This is a genomic window from Pseudomonas sp. OST1909, assembly GCF_015277575.1.
Lineage (GTDB): Bacteria > Pseudomonadota > Gammaproteobacteria > Pseudomonadales > Pseudomonadaceae > Aquipseudomonas > Aquipseudomonas synxantha_A.
The window spans coordinates 5,276,509-5,291,613 of record NZ_CP063780.1 but is presented as its reverse complement, the minus strand read 5'-3'; the positions used below and the strand labels follow the sequence as shown (position 1 = coordinate 5,291,613).

The following is a 15,105-nucleotide window of genomic DNA, read 5'->3' as shown; positions in this document are numbered from 1 at the left end:
ATGAACGCGACGCCAGCTGTTGCTGATGATTTGATCGTTATCGGCAAGATTTACTCTGTTCATGGCGTTCGCGGCGAAGTGAAGGTGTATTCCTTTACTGATCCGACTGAAAACCTGTTGCAGTACAAAACCTGGACGCTCAAGCGCGAAGGGAGTGTGAAACAGGTCGAGCTGGTCAGTGGACGCGGGAGCGACAAGTTCCTGGTCGCAAAGCTCAAGGGTCTTGATGATCGTGAAGAAGCTCGTCTTCTGGCCGGTTACGAGATCTGCGTGCCGCGCAACCTGTTCCCTGAATTGGCCGACGGCGAGTACTACTGGTACCAGCTGGAAGGTCTGAAGGTTATTGATCAACTCGGGCAATTGCTGGGGAAAATCGATCATCTTCTGGAAACCGGCGCCAATGATGTAATGGTGGTCAAGCCTTGCGCTGGCAGCCTGGATGATCGCGAACGCCTGTTGCCCTATACCGAGCAATGCGTGTTGGCCGTCGACCTGGCAGCGGGCGAGATGAAGGTGGAATGGGACGCGGACTTCTAAGCGTGGCTAATTTGCGCATTGAAGTGATCAGTTTGTTTCCCGAGATGTTTTCCGCCATCAGCGAGTACGGCATCACCAGTCGGGCGGTGAAACAGGGGCTGTTGCAGCTCACCTGTTGGAACCCGCGAGACTACACGACGGATCGACATCACACTGTGGACGATCGCCCATTTGGCGGTGGCCCGGGCATGGTGATGAAGATCAAGCCCCTGGAAGATGCATTGGTTCAGGCCAAGGCAGCCGCCGGGGAGAAGGCGAAGGTAATTTACCTGTCCCCTCAAGGCCGTCAGCTGAAACAGGCGGCGGTACGCGAACTGGCGAATGAGGAAAGTTTGATCCTGATTGCCGGTCGCTATGAAGGCATTGACGAGCGTTTTATTGAAGCTCATGTCGATGAAGAGTGGTCGATTGGGGACTATGTATTGTCTGGTGGCGAGCTGCCGGCAATGGTCCTGATAGATGCGGTTACACGACTGCTGCCTGGAGCTTTAGGGCATGTGGACTCTGCGGAGGAGGATTCCTTCACGGATGGTTTGCTGGATTGCCCGCACTACACCCGACCGGAGGTGTATGCGGATCAGCGTGTTCCCGACGTATTGCTAAGTGGCAATCACGCACACATCCGGCGTTGGCGTTTACAGCAGTCCCTTGGTCGGACCTATGAACGACGCGCCGATCTTCTGGAAAGCCGCTCGCTTTCTGGAGAAGAGAAGAAGCTGCTCGAGGAATACATCCTCGCGCGGGACGATAGTTAACAACGTATCGATGGTAGGTCCATTGACTTACCTTAGGAGCACAGCATGACTAACAAAATCATCCTTGCACTCGAAGCAGAGCAGATGACCAAAGAGATCCCTACCTTTGCCCCGGGCGACACCATTGTCGTTCAGGTGAAAGTGAAGGAAGGCGACCGTTCGCGTCTGCAAGCGTTCGAAGGCGTGGTAATCGCCAAGCGTAACCGTGGTGTGAACAGTGCTTTCACTGTTCGTAAAATCTCCAACGGTGTTGGCGTAGAGCGTACTTTCCAGACCTACAGCCCGCAAATCGACAGCATGGCCGTCAAGCGTCGCGGTGACGTACGTAAAGCCAAGCTGTACTACCTGCGTGACCTGTCCGGTAAAGCAGCTCGCATCAAGGAAAAACTGGCTTAAGTCCAGCTTCCCGATGCAGAAAAAAGCAGCCTACGGGCTGCTTTTTTGTGTCTGAAATTTGTCCATTTGCCGGTATTGACCATGACCACCCGTCTCGAAGAAATCCAGCGCCGCACCGACCTGTCCGTCACCCGCGTGACCAAGGCCGTGTTCCCGCCGACCACCAACCACCACAACACCCTGTTCGGCGGCACCGCCCTGGCATGGATGGACGAAGTGTCGTTCATCGCCGCCACGCGTTTCTGTCGCTTGCCTTTGGTGACGGTCTCCACCGACCGTATCGACTTCAATCACGCAATCCCGGCCGGCTCCATCGTTGAGCTGATCGGCCGGGTGATCAAAGTCGGCAACACCAGCCTCAAGGTTGAAGTGGAAGTGTTTGTCGAGAGCATGAGCGCTGATGGCCGTGAAAAGGCGATCCAGGGCGTGTTCAGCTTTGTCGCGATTGACGCGGACAAACGCCCTGTACCGGTATTGCCTGGGTTTGCCGACTGATTACGTGGCGCTGCCGTTCTCCGGTTGAATCACCGCCAGCAGGGTCCAGCCGGCCACGGGCTTCAAGCTGCTCTCGGGCGTAACCACATGCACCCAGCCGCTGGTGTCCCGGGCAAACAGCAAGGTGGCGCGCTCCCTGTGCAACGCCTGGTACTGCTCCCAGCCAAAGCCGTCGGTGAGGTTGGTGCTATACAGTTCGGCGCCCTGGCCCAACAGGCTGGCCAGTTTGGTATAGCTCAGGGGTTGGCTGCCCAGCAGGTGGCCGCGGTGTTCGTGGCTGGCCTTGTGTTTGTCGGTGCGACGGCTTTCCTGGCTGCTGGCCAGGGCGAACAGGTGATGGCCGAAATCATGGCGAAAACGCATGGTCGCCAAGGCGTTCAGCTCGCCGGACGGGGAGAGCGCGAGCAAATGCCCCAGGCCGACCAGATCCAGATGGGACTCGGCATGTTGGGAGGCGGGGTTGCCGAAGTAGGTCGGCAGGCCCTCCATGCGACTGGCGCGGATATTTTCCCAGCTGGAATCCGTCAGCAACACCCGGCTGCCCAATTGCTGCAATGCCTTGCCGAGCGCCCGCGCCGGGCCGTTCGCGCCGACGATCAGGAAACCGCTGGGCGCAGGCTCGGCGACTTTCAGCAGGCGCGCCAAGGGGCGCGCCGTGGCACTTTGCAGCACCACGGTGCCGATGATCACCGCGAAGGTCAGCGGCACCAGCAATAACGCGCCTTCATGCCCTGCCTCGTCCAGGCGAATCGCAAAGATCGCCGATACCGCCGCCGCCACAATGCCCCGTGGCGCGATCCAGGCCAGCAGCGCGCGCTCGCGCCAGTTGAGTCCGGAGCCAAAGGTTGAGAGCGCTACGTTCAGTGGGCGTGCAATAAACTGGATGATCACCAGCAGAATCAGCACGAATGGCCCCAGGGCGATCAAGGCATTCAGGTCCAGGCGCGCCGCCAGCAGGATGAACAGCCCGGAAATCAGCAGCACACTGAGGTTTTCCTTGAAGTGCAGGATATGCCTGACATCCACGCCCTTCATATTGGCCATCCACATCCCCATCAGCGTGACCGCCAGCAGGCCGGACTCATGCATCACCTGGTTGGCAGCAATGAAGATGCCCAGCACACCGGCCAGCGTCGCGAGGTTATGCAGGTATTCCGGCAACCACTGCCGGCGCATGATCTGCCCCAGTACCCAGCCGCCGGCGATCCCGAACAAACTGCCGCAGAGGATGACGCCGCCAAAGGTCAGCAGGCTGTGGCTCAAGCCGTCGCCGGAAGCCCGGGCAATGATGAAGCTGTAGACCACCACCGCCAGCAACGCGCCAATCGGGTCGATGACGATGCCTTCCCAGCGCAGGATATTGGCGATGGAGGCTTTGGGGCGTACCACGCGCAGCATCGGCACGATCACGGTCGGGCCCGTTACCAGGGTCAGCGTGCCGAACAGCAGCGCGAGCATCCAGTCAAAACCCAGCAGCCAGTGAGTGGCCAGGGTGATCACTGCCCAGGTCGACAGGGCGCCAACCGTGACGAGGCGATGCACCACGCTGCCGATTTCCTTCCACTCCGAAAGGTGCAGGGTCAGGCTGCCTTCGAACAGGATCAGCGCTACGGCCAGGGACACCAACGGCATCAGCAGGGGGCCGAACATCTCCTGAGGGTCGAGCCAGCCCAGTACCGGCCCCGCCAAAATACCCGTCAATAACAGAAACAGGATCGCCGGCAGCTTGAGCCGCCAGGCCAGCCATTGGCAGCCCAGCGCCGCCACTCCAATACCGCCAAAGGCCAGCAAAATCTGTTGTTCATTCATTGAAGCTTCCTGTTCCTTGAAGTAGCGGGCTATGAAAGACTAGCGGCCCTTGCCACAGTTCACTAAATAATTCGCACAGCTCCCATGCTGCGCCGCTTTGAGTACCCATGCCCGCCATCGACCACCCTTTGATCGACCGTTTCCTCGACGCCCTCTGGCTGGAAAAAGGCCTCTCGGACAACACGCGCCAGGCCTACCGCAGTGATCTGGCCCTGTTCAACGGCTGGTTGCAGGAGAAAAACCTTGAGCTGATCAACGCCGGGCGCGAGCTGATCCTCGATCACCTGGCCTGGCGCCTGGAGCAGAACTACAAGCCGCGCTCCACCGCACGGTTTCTCTCCGGCGTGCGTGGCTTTTATCGCTACCTGCTGCGGGAAAAGCTCATCACGGCCGATCCCACTCTGCAAGTCGATATGCCGCAATTAGGCAGGCCTCTTCCCAAGTCTTTGTCGGAAGCTGACGTGGAGGCTTTGCTGGCTGCGCCGGATCTCAGCGAAGCCATCGGCCAACGTGATCGCGCCATGCTGGAAGTGCTCTACGCCTGCGGCCTGCGCGTGACCGAACTGATCAGCCTGACCCTGGAGCAGGTCAACCTGCGCCAGGGCGTATTGCGCGTGATGGGCAAGGGCAGCAAGGAGCGGCTGGTGCCCATGGGCGAGGAGGCGATTGTGTGGGTCGAGCGCTACATGCGCGATGCGCGCCACGAATTGCTCGGTGGGCGCCCCAGTGATGTGCTGTTCCCCAGCCTGCGCGGCGAGCAGATGACCCGCCAGACCTTCTGGCACCGCATCAAGCACCAGGCCAAAGTGGCTGGAATCGGCAAGGCCCTGTCGCCCCACACCCTGCGCCATGCGTTCGCCACCCATTTGCTCAACCATGGCGCCGATTTGCGCGTGGTACAGATGCTGCTCGGGCACAGCGACTTATCCACAACCCAGATCTACACCCATGTGGCACGCGCCCGTTTGCAGGATATGCACGCCAAGCATCACCCGCGCGGATAAAACCGTCAGAAATGGCCCATTTTACCTGTCGCGGTCTGCCCTCCCGCCCAACTGTGGTAGGCTTTGCCGGTTCGCAAAGGGGACGGCACCCGTTGTGTTCCAGATCAGTATTCTGCTCCCGTCCCTGCCTCTGCCTTCAGGAGTTCCCATGCGCTTGACCCAGATTATTGCCGCCGCAGCCATTGCGTTGGTTTCCACCTTTGCTGTCGCCGATGATGCGGCCGAGCAGACCATTCGCAAGAGCCTGGCCAACCTGGCGCTCGACACCCCGATCGAAAGCATCAGCGCCAGCCCGATGGCCGGCCTGTATGAAGTCAAGCTCAAAGGCAGCCGCGTGCTGTACGCCAGTGCCGATGGCCAGTACATCGTGCAGGGCTACCTGTTCCAGCTCAAGGACGGCAAGCCGGTCAACCTGACCGAGAAGGCCGAGCGCCTGGGCGTGTCCAAGCTGATCAACGGCATCCCGGTGGCTGAAACCGTGGTGTACCCGGCCATCGGCGAGACTAAGACCCACATCACCGTGTTCACCGACACCACCTGCCCGTACTGCCACAAGCTGCACGCCGAGATACCGGCACTGAACAAGCTGGGTGTGGAAGTGCGCTACGTCGCGTTCCCGCGCCAGGGCCTGGGTTCGCCGGGTGACGAGCAGTTGCAGGCCGTATGGTGCTCGGCCGACAAGAAGGCCGCCATGGACAAGATGGTCGACGGCAAGGAAATCAAATCGGCCAAATGCGCCAACCCGGTTTCCAAGCAGTTCGCCCTGGGCCAGTCTATTGGTGTGAACGGTACACCGGCCATCGTTTTGGCCGACGGCCAGGTGATTCCGGGCTACCAGCCGGCGCCGCAAGTTGCCAAACTGGCACTGGGTGCCAAGTAAGCATTAATCGTCGAGCTTTGACGATCATGACCCGCCGAACTGTCGACGGGTCATTAATTGAGAGCCGCAGTTGTGCGGCTGTTTTCACGGCCGACCTAGCGTCGGCCGTTTCATGGGGAGTTCTTCAGTGAAACCGGTCAAAGTAGGCATCTGTGGGTTAGGGACCGTCGGTGGCGGTACCTTCAACGTACTTCAGCGTAACGCTGAAGAAATTTCCCGCCGCGCAGGTCGCGGGATTGAAGTGGCGCAAATTGCCACGCGTTCGCCAAAGCCTCAGTTCGAAACGACCGGTATTGCGATTACCAACGATGTGTTCGCCGTGGCCACCAACCCTGAGATCGATATCGTCATCGAGCTGGTAGGCGGCTACACCGTGGCCCGCGAGCTGGTGCTCAAGGCCATCGAGCACGGCAAGCACGTGGTCACCGCCAACAAGGCGCTGATCGCCGTGCACGGCAACGAGATCTTCGCCAAGGCCCGCGAGAAGGGCGTGATCGTGGCGTTCGAAGCCGCGGTGGCCGGCGGTATCCCGGTGATCAAGGCGATCCGTGAGGGCCTGTCTGCCAACCGCATCAACTGGGTGGCCGGCATCATCAACGGCACCGGTAACTTCATCCTCACCGAAATGCGCGAGAAGGGCCGTACCTTCGAAGACGTACTGGCCGAAGCCCAGGCCCTGGGCTACGCCGAAGCCGACCCGACCTTTGACGTGGAAGGCATCGACGCAGCACACAAGTTGACCATCCTGGCGTCCATCGCCTTTGGTATCCCGCTGCAGTTCGACAAAGCCTACACCGAAGGCATCACCAAGCTGACCACCGCCGACGTGAATTACGCCGAAGCCCTGGGCTACCGCATCAAGCACCTGGGCGTGGCGCGCAGCACCCCGGCCGGTATCGAGTTGCGTGTGCACCCGACGCTGATCCCCGCCGACCGCCTGATTGCCAACGTCAACGGCGTGATGAACGCGGTGATGGTCAATGGTGACGCCGCCGGCTCCACCCTGTTCTACGGCGCCGGTGCCGGCATGGAGCCGACTGCTTCGTCGGTGATCGCCGACCTGGTGGACGTGGTTCGCGCCATGACCAGCGACCCGGAAAACCGCGTGCCGCACCTGGCCTTCCAGCCGGACTCGCTGTCGGCCCACCCGATCCTGCCGATCGAAGCCTGCGAAAGCGCCTACTACCTGCGCATCCAGGCCCAGGACCATCCGGGCGTGCTGGCCCAGGTCGCCAGCATTCTGTCGGAGCGCGGTATCAACATCGAATCGATCATGCAGAAGGAAGTCGAGGAGCAAAACGGCCAGGTGCCGATGATCCTGCTGACCCATCGCGTGCTCGAGCAGCATATCAACGATGCCATCCACGCCCTCGAAGCCCTGCAAGGTGTGGTCGGCCCGGTGGTGCGCATTCGCGTCGAGCACTTGAACTAACCGATTTGTTCCAGGGGCCCCGCAGCTTCGGCGGCCCCTGTTCGAGAATGTTTTAGAGGAGCCAGTCATGCGTTACATCAGCACCCGCGGCCAGGCACCGGCCCTGAATTTCGAAGACGTCCTGCTGGCAGGCCTTGCCACCGACGGCGGCCTGTACGTGCCGGAAAACCTGCCACGCTTCACCCAGGAAGAAATCGCTTCCTGGGCCGGCCTGCCGTACCACGAGCTGGCGTTCCGGGTAATGCGCCCGTTCGTCACCGGCAGCATTCCGGATGCGGACTTCAAGAAGATCCTGGAAGAGACGTACGGCGTGTTTGCCCACAGCGCCATCGCGCCTCTGCGCCAGCTGAACGGCAACGAGTGGGTGCTGGAGCTGTTCCATGGCCCGACCCTGGCGTTCAAGGACTTCGCCCTGCAACTGCTGGGGCGCCTGCTGGACTACGTGCTGGAAAAACGCGGCGAGCGCGTGGTGATCATCGGCGCCACCTCCGGTGATACCGGTTCGGCTGCCATCGAAGGGTGCAAGCACTGCGAAAACGTCGACATCTTCATCCTGCACCCGCACAAGCGCGTGTCGGAGGTGCAACGTCGCCAGATGACCACCATCTTCGGTGAGAACATCCACAACATCGCCATCGAAGGCAACTTCGATGACTGCCAGGAAATGGTCAAGAACAGCTTCGCTGACCAGAGCTTCCTCAAGGGCACACGCCTGGTGGCGGTGAACTCGATCAACTGGGCGCGGATCATGGCCCAGATCGTCTACTACTTCCACGCCTCCCTGCAACTGGGCGGCCCGGCGCGTTCGGTGTCGTTCTCGGTGCCGACCGGAAACTTCGGCGACATCTTCGCCGGTTACCTGGCACGCAACATGGGCCTGCCGATCAATCAGTTGATCGTTGCTACCAACCGCAATGACATCCTGCACCGCTTCATGAGCGGCAACCAGTACGTCAAGGAAACCCTGCACGCCACACTGTCGCCATCCATGGACATCATGGTCTCGTCTAACTTCGAACGCTTGCTGTTCGACATGCACGGTCGCAATGGCGCGGCGCTGGCCGAGCTGATGAGCAGCTTCAAGCAGGGTGGCGGTTTCAGCGTCGAACAAGAACGCTGGACCGAAACCCGCAAGTTGTTCGACTCCCTGGCCGTGGATGATGCGCAGACGTGCGAAACCATTGCCGAGGTCTATGCCCAGAGCGGCGAAGTGCTCGACCCCCACACAGCTATCGGCGTGAAAGCTGCGCGCGAATGCCGCCGCAGCCTGGATATTCCGATGGTGATCCTGGGTACCGCGCACCCGGTCAAATTCCCCGAAGCGGTGGAGAAGGCCGGTGTTGGCAAGGCGCTGGAATTGCCGGAGCACCTGGCCGACCTGTTCGCGCGTGAAGAGCGCTGCACCGTGTTGGCTAACGACCTGAAGGCGGTGCAGGCGTTTGTCAACCAGCATGGCAATCGTGGCAAGCCGCTCTGATGCCCGCAGTTGATCAGATTACATCCGGCAGTTAGCTTTTTTGCAGTCGGCCAAGCCCGTCCTCGTGACGGGCTTTTTTATTTTGGCGAGCCATACTTGTTCCTTCGCCCAATCAAGGAAGCCAAATCGGTGCAGGTTTTGATTCAATGGACAGTGCGGCTGATGTGCATGCTGTGGCTCACCCAACTACCGGTAAGCCTGGCGGCCGTCAGCCTGCCCTTCAAGCTGGTGCCGGCGTTTATCCCGCTTGAGCCTTTGCCCCTGGCGCCCGCAGAGCAGAAGTGGCTGGCGACGCATCGGACGTTGAAGGTGGGCATTTCCATTGATGACTATCAGCCGATCGATATCACCCGCGACCGCAACCGCTACCAGGGTATCAGTGCCGATTACCTGAGCCTGGTCGGCGCGCGCTTGCAGGTGCCGATGCAGGTGCTGGGCTTTGCCGAGCGGGCCCAGGCGGTCGAGGCGCTGCGCAGTGGAGCCATCGATATCCTGACCAGCGCCAACGGCTATGAGCGCGATGTGCCCGGCTTGCAGTTCACCCAGGACTACATGCCCGATCGGTCAGTGGTGGTGCTGCGTCGCGATGAGCTTCAAGAGGACGACCTGGCGGGCAAGAAAGTCGTATTGCTCGATGGCTACGCCAATGTGCACAACGTGCAGGCGGCCTACCCCGATAGCCACATCATGCTCGCGCCCAACCTCTACAGCGGCCTGGAAGCGCTCAAGCAAGGTGATGCCGATGCGTTTATCGGCAATGAAGTGATTGTGCGGGCCTACAAATCGCTGCGGCCTTACCTGGGGTTGCAGATCAAGGAACAAAGCCGGCTGGCGCCCATCGGCTTTGCTTTCGCCACCCGTCAGGCCGACCCATTGCTGGGGGCGATGATGAACCGCGCCTTGGCGAGCATTGACGAGTCGGTGCAGCGGGAGATCCTGGGCCGCTGGACCACAGGGCTCGGTGTCGGCTTCAGGGGTGAGCGCGTTGAATTGTCGGCCTCGGAGCGCACCTGGCTGTTGCAGCATCCCCATGTCGTGGTGGTGGCGCAGCAGATGTCACCTTACATATTCAAGGACAAGGACGGTCACTGGGTGGGTTTGAATGTCGACCTGCTGCACCGCATATCGCGCATGACCGGTTTGCAGTTTGTCTTCGAAGAGGTGCACTCCACCGCGCAAACCCTGGAATGGCTGGAAACGGGCAGGGCGCAGATGAACACCACCCTGGCGTCGAATCAGGAGCGCAGGGCGCTGCTTGACTTCAGTCACGGCTTTGGCGGCTCCGGCTGGGTGTTCGTCGAACGCGCCGATGCCACGCCGCTGACTGGGTTGAAGCAGTTGGAAGGCAAGGTCCTGGCGCTGCCGGCGCGCCATGTGCTGGAGAGTTACATCCGCCAGATGCACCCGCAGATCAAGCTGCGCCTGGTGGACAATTACGCCCAGGCCCGCGAACTGGTGCAACGGGGCGAGGCCGCTGCCACGTTGCAGACCGAGGTGGAGGTCCAGAGTTACTCCCAGGAAGGCTTGCGTATTGGCCGCAGTGTCGACGGCAAGTGGTCATCCAATTGCTTGTCGGTACGCAAGGACCAGCCTGAGCTGCTGAGTATCCTGAACAAGGCCCTGGAAGCCTTGCCGGTGGCCGAGTTGAGCGCACTGCGCCTGCGCTGGATCGGCGCTGTGGCGATCCCCCTACCGGCCTGGCAACGGGTGCCGCCCTGGGCGTATTGGATGGTGGCCACGGCGCTGCTGTTTGTGCTGGTATCGCTGGTGTGGAACAGCCGGCTCAAGCGTCAGATTCGCCAGCGGCTGGAGGCCGAGCAGCGGCTCAATGACCAATTGGCGTTCAAACGTGCGTTACTCGACGGCATGCCCAACCCGCTGTTTGTGCGCGACCTGGCCGGGCGGCTGGTGACCTGCAACAAAAGCTATGAACAGCAACTGGCGACCCGGCTTGAGCTGATTCAGGGGCTGACGCTGATGGAGAGTGGGGTAATGCCCGAGGCCACGGCGGCGCGCCTGCACGCCGGCCATATGGAACAACTGGCCACGCAACAGTCGTTGTTTGTCGATCGCGAGCTGGAGTTCAACGGCGGCAGCTTTCATGTTTACCAGTGGACGGTTCCGTTCTTCGATGCTCAGGGCCGCTTGCAGGGGCTGCTGGGCGGCTGGATCGATATCAACGAACGCAAAGACCTGGAGCACCAACTGATGGATGCCCGCCAGGCTGCCGACGAAGCGAACTACGCCAAAAGTGCATTTCTTTCTGCGCTAAGTCATGAAATTCGCACACCCATGACCGCCATCATCGGTTTGCTCGAGCTGGAGCAGGAACGCTGCCTGGCAAGCGGCCAGCCCGTCTCTGAAGCATTACAGGTGGCCCATCGTTCAGCGCGTGAGCTGATCGCGCTGATGGGCGACAGCCTGGACCTGGCCAAGATCGAGGCCGGTCACCTGCAACTGGTTCCGCAAACCACCGAGTTGAAGGGTTTTTTCGAAGGCATCCAGCGTCTGTTCGAAGCCACGGCGCAAAAAAAGGGCCTGCATTTGACCCTGGCGTTTGATCCTGCGGCCAAGGGCTATTACTGGTTCGATCCGCTGCGTTTACGCCAAGTGATGCACAACCTGCTGGGTAATGCGCTGAAGTTTACCGAGCAGGGTGGGGTGCGGCTCAGCGTCACCTGCCAGCGGGATGAGTCTGATACCGAATACCTGCACCTGTGCGTCGAAGACAGCGGCCCGGGGATCAGCGCCGAACAGCAGCCAAGGTTGTTCAAGCCGTTTACCCAAGTGAGCGCATTGACCGCGGCGGAACATGGCGGCACCGGGCTGGGCCTGAGTATCTGCAAGCAATTGGTGGAGTTGATGGGCGGTCGCATTCACTTGGCAAGCGTGGTGGGTGAGGGCACCGAGGTGTGCATCGACCTGCGCCTTGATCGGGTCAGCACCGACGATGTGCCGGCCACGCCAGCGCCAGCGTTGCCCCCAGCGGGGCGTAGCCTGTCGGTGCTGGTGGTGGATGATTTGGCGGCCAACCGCTTGGTGCTGGCGCAGCAGTTGCAGTTCCTGGGGCATCAGGTGATTGCTCTGGATTCGGCCGAGGCCGCGTTGCAGCGTTGGCGTGAGCAGCGTTTCGACGTGCTGGTGACCGATTGCCAGATGCCGGGTATGTCCGGCTATGCCTTGAGCGAGGCGGTCCGGCGTATCGAAACCGAAGAACAACGGCCCCGTTGTGCGTTGATCGGTTGCACGGCGAACGCGATGAAAGATGAACAAAGACGCTGCGAGGACGCGGGTATGGATGAGCTGCTGGTCAAGCCGGTGACTCTGGAGGATTGGACGCGCGTGCTGGTGCGGGTGGCGCCGCAGCGTTCGTTTGATATCCAGGCCCTGCGTACCATGACCCAGGCTGACGGGCCTGTGCTGCATAGCATGTTGCAAGAACTGGCAAAAAGCCTGGATCACGAGCATGAGGTATTGGCCAGCGCATTGGCCGAGCGTGATGTTGCGCGCTTGAATGCGGCGCTGCATCGGCTCAAGGGTATTTGTTCGCTGGTGGATGCGCTGCCGTTGGCCAAGGCTTGTGTGGTGCTTGAGCAATGCGCGCGGGAGCAGCGTGGGGCTGAGCTTGAGGAGCCGTGGTTGAGGTTGTCTGAGGTGTTGAAAGTGTTTCGTCGCGATCTGCAGCCTTATCTGGACTGACGGCTGATACGCCTCGTTCCAAATGTGGGAAGAGGCCAGCTCCATTGTAGGAGCGAGCTTGCTCGCGAAAACCTCACAGGCTCCGCGTTTATTCAGGAAGCACCCATTATCGTTAACGTTTTTCGCGAGCAAGCTCGCTCCTACAGGGTGACTTATTTCGGACACGTCCTATGGGACGCTTCGCGTCTTATGGCTACTGTGAAGGACTTTTCCCAGTACCGACTTCATGACCCATGCGCTCTCTCAATGTCCTGATCCTCGAAGACAACCCGTTTCAGCTGATGGCACTGCACCAGATGCTCAATGCCAATGGCGTGTTCAATGTACTGACTGCTGAAGATGTCGAAACGGCTCGCCAGTCCCTGGACAGCAAAGGCCCGGTGGATGTCGCCATCTGCGATCTGTACCTGGAGCAGGGCGATGGGCTGGAGTTGATCCGCGAACTGGCCGAGCGCCGTTTGGCTCAAGTGTTGGTACTGCTCAGCAACGCCGAGCCCGATGTGCTCGAAGGCGTGGCGAACATGGCCCGGCAATTGGGCCTCAACGTGCTGGCGTGCTTGCCCAAGCCGGCCTCGGCAACGCTGATCGGGCAGGTGTTGGCCGATTGTCAGCGGCACTTGCGCCCAGGGCCAGCGGTGCTGTCCTGGGAGCGTGTGCGCCAGTTGCTGGGGTTGAGCGCGCGGGAACAACTGCCACCGTCGGCGGACGTCAGCCAAGCCACCATCGCGGCCTGCGGCAGGGTCTGGTACCAACCCATCGTCAGCCAGGCCGGGGTGTTGCAAGGGGTGGAGGCGCTGGCGCGTTGGCAGTTGCCGCACGCTCAATTGCTGCTGCCCGAAGAGTTCCTGCCGGTGTTGGAGTTTGCCGGCATGGAAGAGGCCTTTACCTGGCATGTGCTGGAACAGGCACTTGGCCTGGCCAACCAGGTCATGGGCGAGACCGGCCAGGTGCTGCCGGTGGCGGTGAACATTCCCGGACGTATGCTTGAGCGCACACACTTCCCACAGATATTGCAGGGGCTGCTGCAACTTCACGGCATACCCGCCCATAGCCTCACCCTGGAGCTGGTGGAAACCTCAACGCTGAAAACCGACAGTGCCCACCTCACTGGCTTGTTGCGCCTGCGGATGCTGGGTTGCCAGTTATCCATCGGGGATTTCGGCATGGGCGGCACCAGCTTGCAGCATTTGCTGGAGTTGCCTTTCACTGAACTGAAAATCCCCCCGGCGTTTGCCTGCGGAATGGCCGATGACGATCGCAAGGCGGCTGTGGTGGCGGGGGCCATGAGCATGGCCGCGCGTCTGGATATCGCGGTGGTGGTTACCGGGGTTGAAAGTGCTGCCGACTACCACGCTGTGGGTGAGTTGGGGGCGGCGTGGTTGCAAGGCTGCTTCATTGCCCGGCCGATGGAGGCCGAGGCGCTTAAGCAATGGATTGCGTTCCAGGCTAGGCCAGCCCGTGTTCCTGCACATAAATAAACAGGGCGGCATCATTGGCCAGCCCCAGTTTGCGCATGGCGCTGACTTTTTGCGCACTGACGGTCTGCTTGCTGCGATGCAGATTCGCGGCGATCTGGCCCACCGTCATGCCAGTGGCCAACAGGCGAATCACCTCCAGCTCCCGGGGTGACAACTGTTCTTGGGAGTGCAGGCGATCGGCACCGACTTCTCCGGCCAGGCTCAGCGCCTGGCGAATGGTCTGGGCCACGTAGGTGCGTTGCTGGCGGACCTGACGAATCGCCTGCGGCAGTTCATCGGCCAGGCTGGCCTTGCTCAAAAGGCCCATCACGCCCGATGTCAGAATCGAATGAAACAAACCGGCATTGTTGAGCATGGTGACCACCACAATCGGCAGGTCCGGGTAGTGTCGGCGCAGTTGGTCAATCAGGCGCAACCCGTCGGCATGGGGCTCGGCAGGCATCATAAAGTCGGTCACCAGCACATCGCAGGCACAGTCTTGCAGCAACGCATTGAGGGCCTGCGGCGAGTTGGCCTCCCCGACGATGCTGATGTGCGGGTCACGCTCAAGCACTGCGCGCAGGCCAATCAGGAAAATCGGATGATCGTCGGCAATGACGACGCGCAAAGGTGTTTCAGACGCAGCTCTCAAGGCAGGCTCCCAGGTAATCCAGGGATTCTAGCGTGTGAGCCTGTGTTTTTTCTCTGTCATCTTTTCCGTGCATGCTCGTTTTCCTCAAGCAGTGGATTACACAAAAGGTAGAACTTTCTGCTTTGAGCACGGGTCACTTGAATGTCAGCCTCTTCGTGACATTTTTGTTTTTCGAACCTTTTTCGAATGATTGAGTGGTGATCGAGATGGAAAGTATCCACCTATTGCTCAGTGAAGCACTGAGCCCTTATCAGGTTACGCTGACCACTTCTGGTGTGCGGGAAGACTGCCTGGTAACCGTAAAGAATCCCGGCGGCGCGATTGTGGTCGAGCGCGACGTCGATCGCGCGCAATTGTCCGACAAGCGTGCGCTGGTGGATGTCGCGGATTGCCTGCTTCGCGACGTGAAAATCGCCGAAGGGCGCCTGGAACCCTCGGTCATTGCTGCATTGCGCAATGCTGCCCAAACCCGTGGCGGCGCACTCGCATGAAACATTATTTTTCTTCGGAAC

Annotated in this window: 13 protein-coding genes; 11 read left to right on the top strand and 2 right to left on the bottom strand. The window is 60.5% G+C overall.

The window, feature by feature from the left end; translation table 11 throughout:
- From rimM to IH404_RS22985, 4 genes are all read left to right on the top strand, one after another.
- Complete coding sequence (rimM, locus tag IH404_RS23000) at nucleotides 1-537, top strand: ribosome maturation factor RimM (protein ID WP_194439129.1); 537 nt, start codon at nucleotides 1-3, stop codon at nucleotides 535-537.
- Nucleotides 519-1,292, top strand: a complete 774-nt coding sequence (trmD, locus tag IH404_RS22995) for a tRNA (guanosine(37)-N1)-methyltransferase TrmD (protein ID WP_173664496.1) — start codon at nucleotides 519-521, stop codon at nucleotides 1,290-1,292. The genes rimM and trmD overlap by 19 nt, the downstream gene beginning before the upstream one ends.
- Nucleotides 1,293-1,337: 45 nt before the next feature.
- The gene (gene rplS, locus IH404_RS22990) at nucleotides 1,338-1,688 is read left to right on the top strand and encodes a 50S ribosomal protein L19 (RefSeq protein ID WP_003175895.1); all 351 of its coding nucleotides are present in this window, start codon (nucleotides 1,338-1,340) and stop codon (nucleotides 1,686-1,688) included.
- Nucleotides 1,689-1,769: 81 nt separating this feature from the next.
- Nucleotides 1,770-2,183 carry an acyl-CoA thioesterase gene (locus IH404_RS22985; RefSeq protein ID WP_005791095.1) on the top strand — a complete coding sequence of 138 codons (414 nt, stop codon included), beginning with the start codon at nucleotides 1,770-1,772 and terminating at the stop codon, nucleotides 2,181-2,183.
- Here IH404_RS22985 and IH404_RS22980 read toward each other — a convergent pair whose 3' ends face one another.
- Nucleotides 2,184-3,992: a sodium:proton antiporter gene (locus IH404_RS22980; RefSeq protein WP_194439127.1), complete on the bottom strand. Its 1,809-nt coding sequence runs from the start codon at nucleotides 3,990-3,992 to the stop codon at nucleotides 2,184-2,186.
- Between the two features lie 107 nt (nucleotides 3,993-4,099).
- On the opposite strand from IH404_RS22980, the gene xerD reads away from it, so the two are divergent.
- From xerD to IH404_RS22950, 6 genes are all read left to right on the top strand, one after another.
- Nucleotides 4,100-4,996: a site-specific tyrosine recombinase XerD gene (gene xerD, locus IH404_RS22975; RefSeq protein ID WP_194439125.1), complete on the top strand. Its 897-nt coding sequence runs from the start codon at nucleotides 4,100-4,102 to the stop codon at nucleotides 4,994-4,996.
- A 148-nt stretch (nucleotides 4,997-5,144) separates the two neighbouring features.
- The gene (locus IH404_RS22970; RefSeq protein ID WP_005791088.1) at nucleotides 5,145-5,876 is read left to right on the top strand and encodes a thioredoxin fold domain-containing protein; all 732 of its coding nucleotides are present in this window, start codon (nucleotides 5,145-5,147) and stop codon (nucleotides 5,874-5,876) included.
- Nucleotides 5,877-6,003: 127 nt separating this feature from the next.
- Nucleotides 6,004-7,308, top strand: coding sequence for a homoserine dehydrogenase (locus tag IH404_RS22965; RefSeq protein WP_005791086.1), 1,305 nt, complete (start codon nucleotides 6,004-6,006; stop codon nucleotides 7,306-7,308).
- A 67-nt stretch (nucleotides 7,309-7,375) separates the two neighbouring features.
- Nucleotides 7,376-8,785, top strand: coding sequence for a threonine synthase (thrC, locus tag IH404_RS22960; protein WP_194439122.1), 1,410 nt, complete (start codon nucleotides 7,376-7,378; stop codon nucleotides 8,783-8,785).
- 129 nt (nucleotides 8,786-8,914) lie between these two features.
- Nucleotides 8,915-12,484: a transporter substrate-binding domain-containing protein gene (locus IH404_RS22955; RefSeq protein WP_194439120.1), complete on the top strand. Its 3,570-nt coding sequence runs from the start codon at nucleotides 8,915-8,917 to the stop codon at nucleotides 12,482-12,484.
- Nucleotides 12,485-12,717: 233 nt separating this feature from the next.
- Nucleotides 12,718-13,962 (top strand): EAL domain-containing response regulator, encoded by a 1,245-nt coding sequence (locus IH404_RS22950; RefSeq protein ID WP_032879641.1) that lies wholly within the window; start codon nucleotides 12,718-12,720, stop codon nucleotides 13,960-13,962.
- Here the strand turns inward: IH404_RS22950 and IH404_RS22945 are convergent.
- Nucleotides 13,931-14,593: a response regulator transcription factor gene (locus IH404_RS22945; RefSeq protein ID WP_005791073.1), complete on the bottom strand. Its 663-nt coding sequence runs from the start codon at nucleotides 14,591-14,593 to the stop codon at nucleotides 13,931-13,933. The genes IH404_RS22950 and IH404_RS22945 overlap by 32 nt on opposite strands.
- A gap of 206 nt (nucleotides 14,594-14,799) precedes the next feature.
- Here IH404_RS22945 and IH404_RS22940 point away from each other — a divergent pair, with 206 nt between their 5' ends.
- The gene (locus tag IH404_RS22940) at nucleotides 14,800-15,084 is read left to right on the top strand and encodes a DUF3509 domain-containing protein (protein WP_032803962.1); all 285 of its coding nucleotides are present in this window, start codon (nucleotides 14,800-14,802) and stop codon (nucleotides 15,082-15,084) included.
- The last annotated feature ends 21 nt before the right edge of the window (nucleotides 15,085-15,105 follow it).

Bases quoted from the DNA above. Each gene is read 5' to 3' on its own strand.
- rimM (WP_194439129.1), top strand. From the start codon at position 1: ATGAACGCGACGCCAGCTGTTGCTGATGATTTGATCGTTATCGGCAAG.
- trmD (WP_173664496.1), top strand. From the start codon at position 519: ATGGGACGCGGACTTCTAAGCGTGGCTAATTTGCGCATTGAAGTGATC.
- rplS (WP_003175895.1), top strand. From the start codon at position 1,338: ATGACTAACAAAATCATCCTTGCACTCGAAGCAGAGCAGATGACCAAA.
- IH404_RS22985 (WP_005791095.1), top strand. From the start codon at position 1,770: ATGACCACCCGTCTCGAAGAAATCCAGCGCCGCACCGACCTGTCCGTC.
- IH404_RS22980 (WP_194439127.1), bottom strand. From the start codon at position 3,992: ATGAATGAACAACAGATTTTGCTGGCCTTTGGCGGTATTGGAGTGGCG.
- xerD (WP_194439125.1), top strand. From the start codon at position 4,100: ATGCCCGCCATCGACCACCCTTTGATCGACCGTTTCCTCGACGCCCTC.
- IH404_RS22970 (WP_005791088.1), top strand. From the start codon at position 5,145: ATGCGCTTGACCCAGATTATTGCCGCCGCAGCCATTGCGTTGGTTTCC.
- thrC (WP_194439122.1), top strand. From the start codon at position 7,376: ATGCGTTACATCAGCACCCGCGGCCAGGCACCGGCCCTGAATTTCGAA.
- IH404_RS22950 (WP_032879641.1), top strand. From the start codon at position 12,718: ATGCGCTCTCTCAATGTCCTGATCCTCGAAGACAACCCGTTTCAGCTG.
- IH404_RS22940 (WP_032803962.1), top strand. From the start codon at position 14,800: ATGGAAAGTATCCACCTATTGCTCAGTGAAGCACTGAGCCCTTATCAG.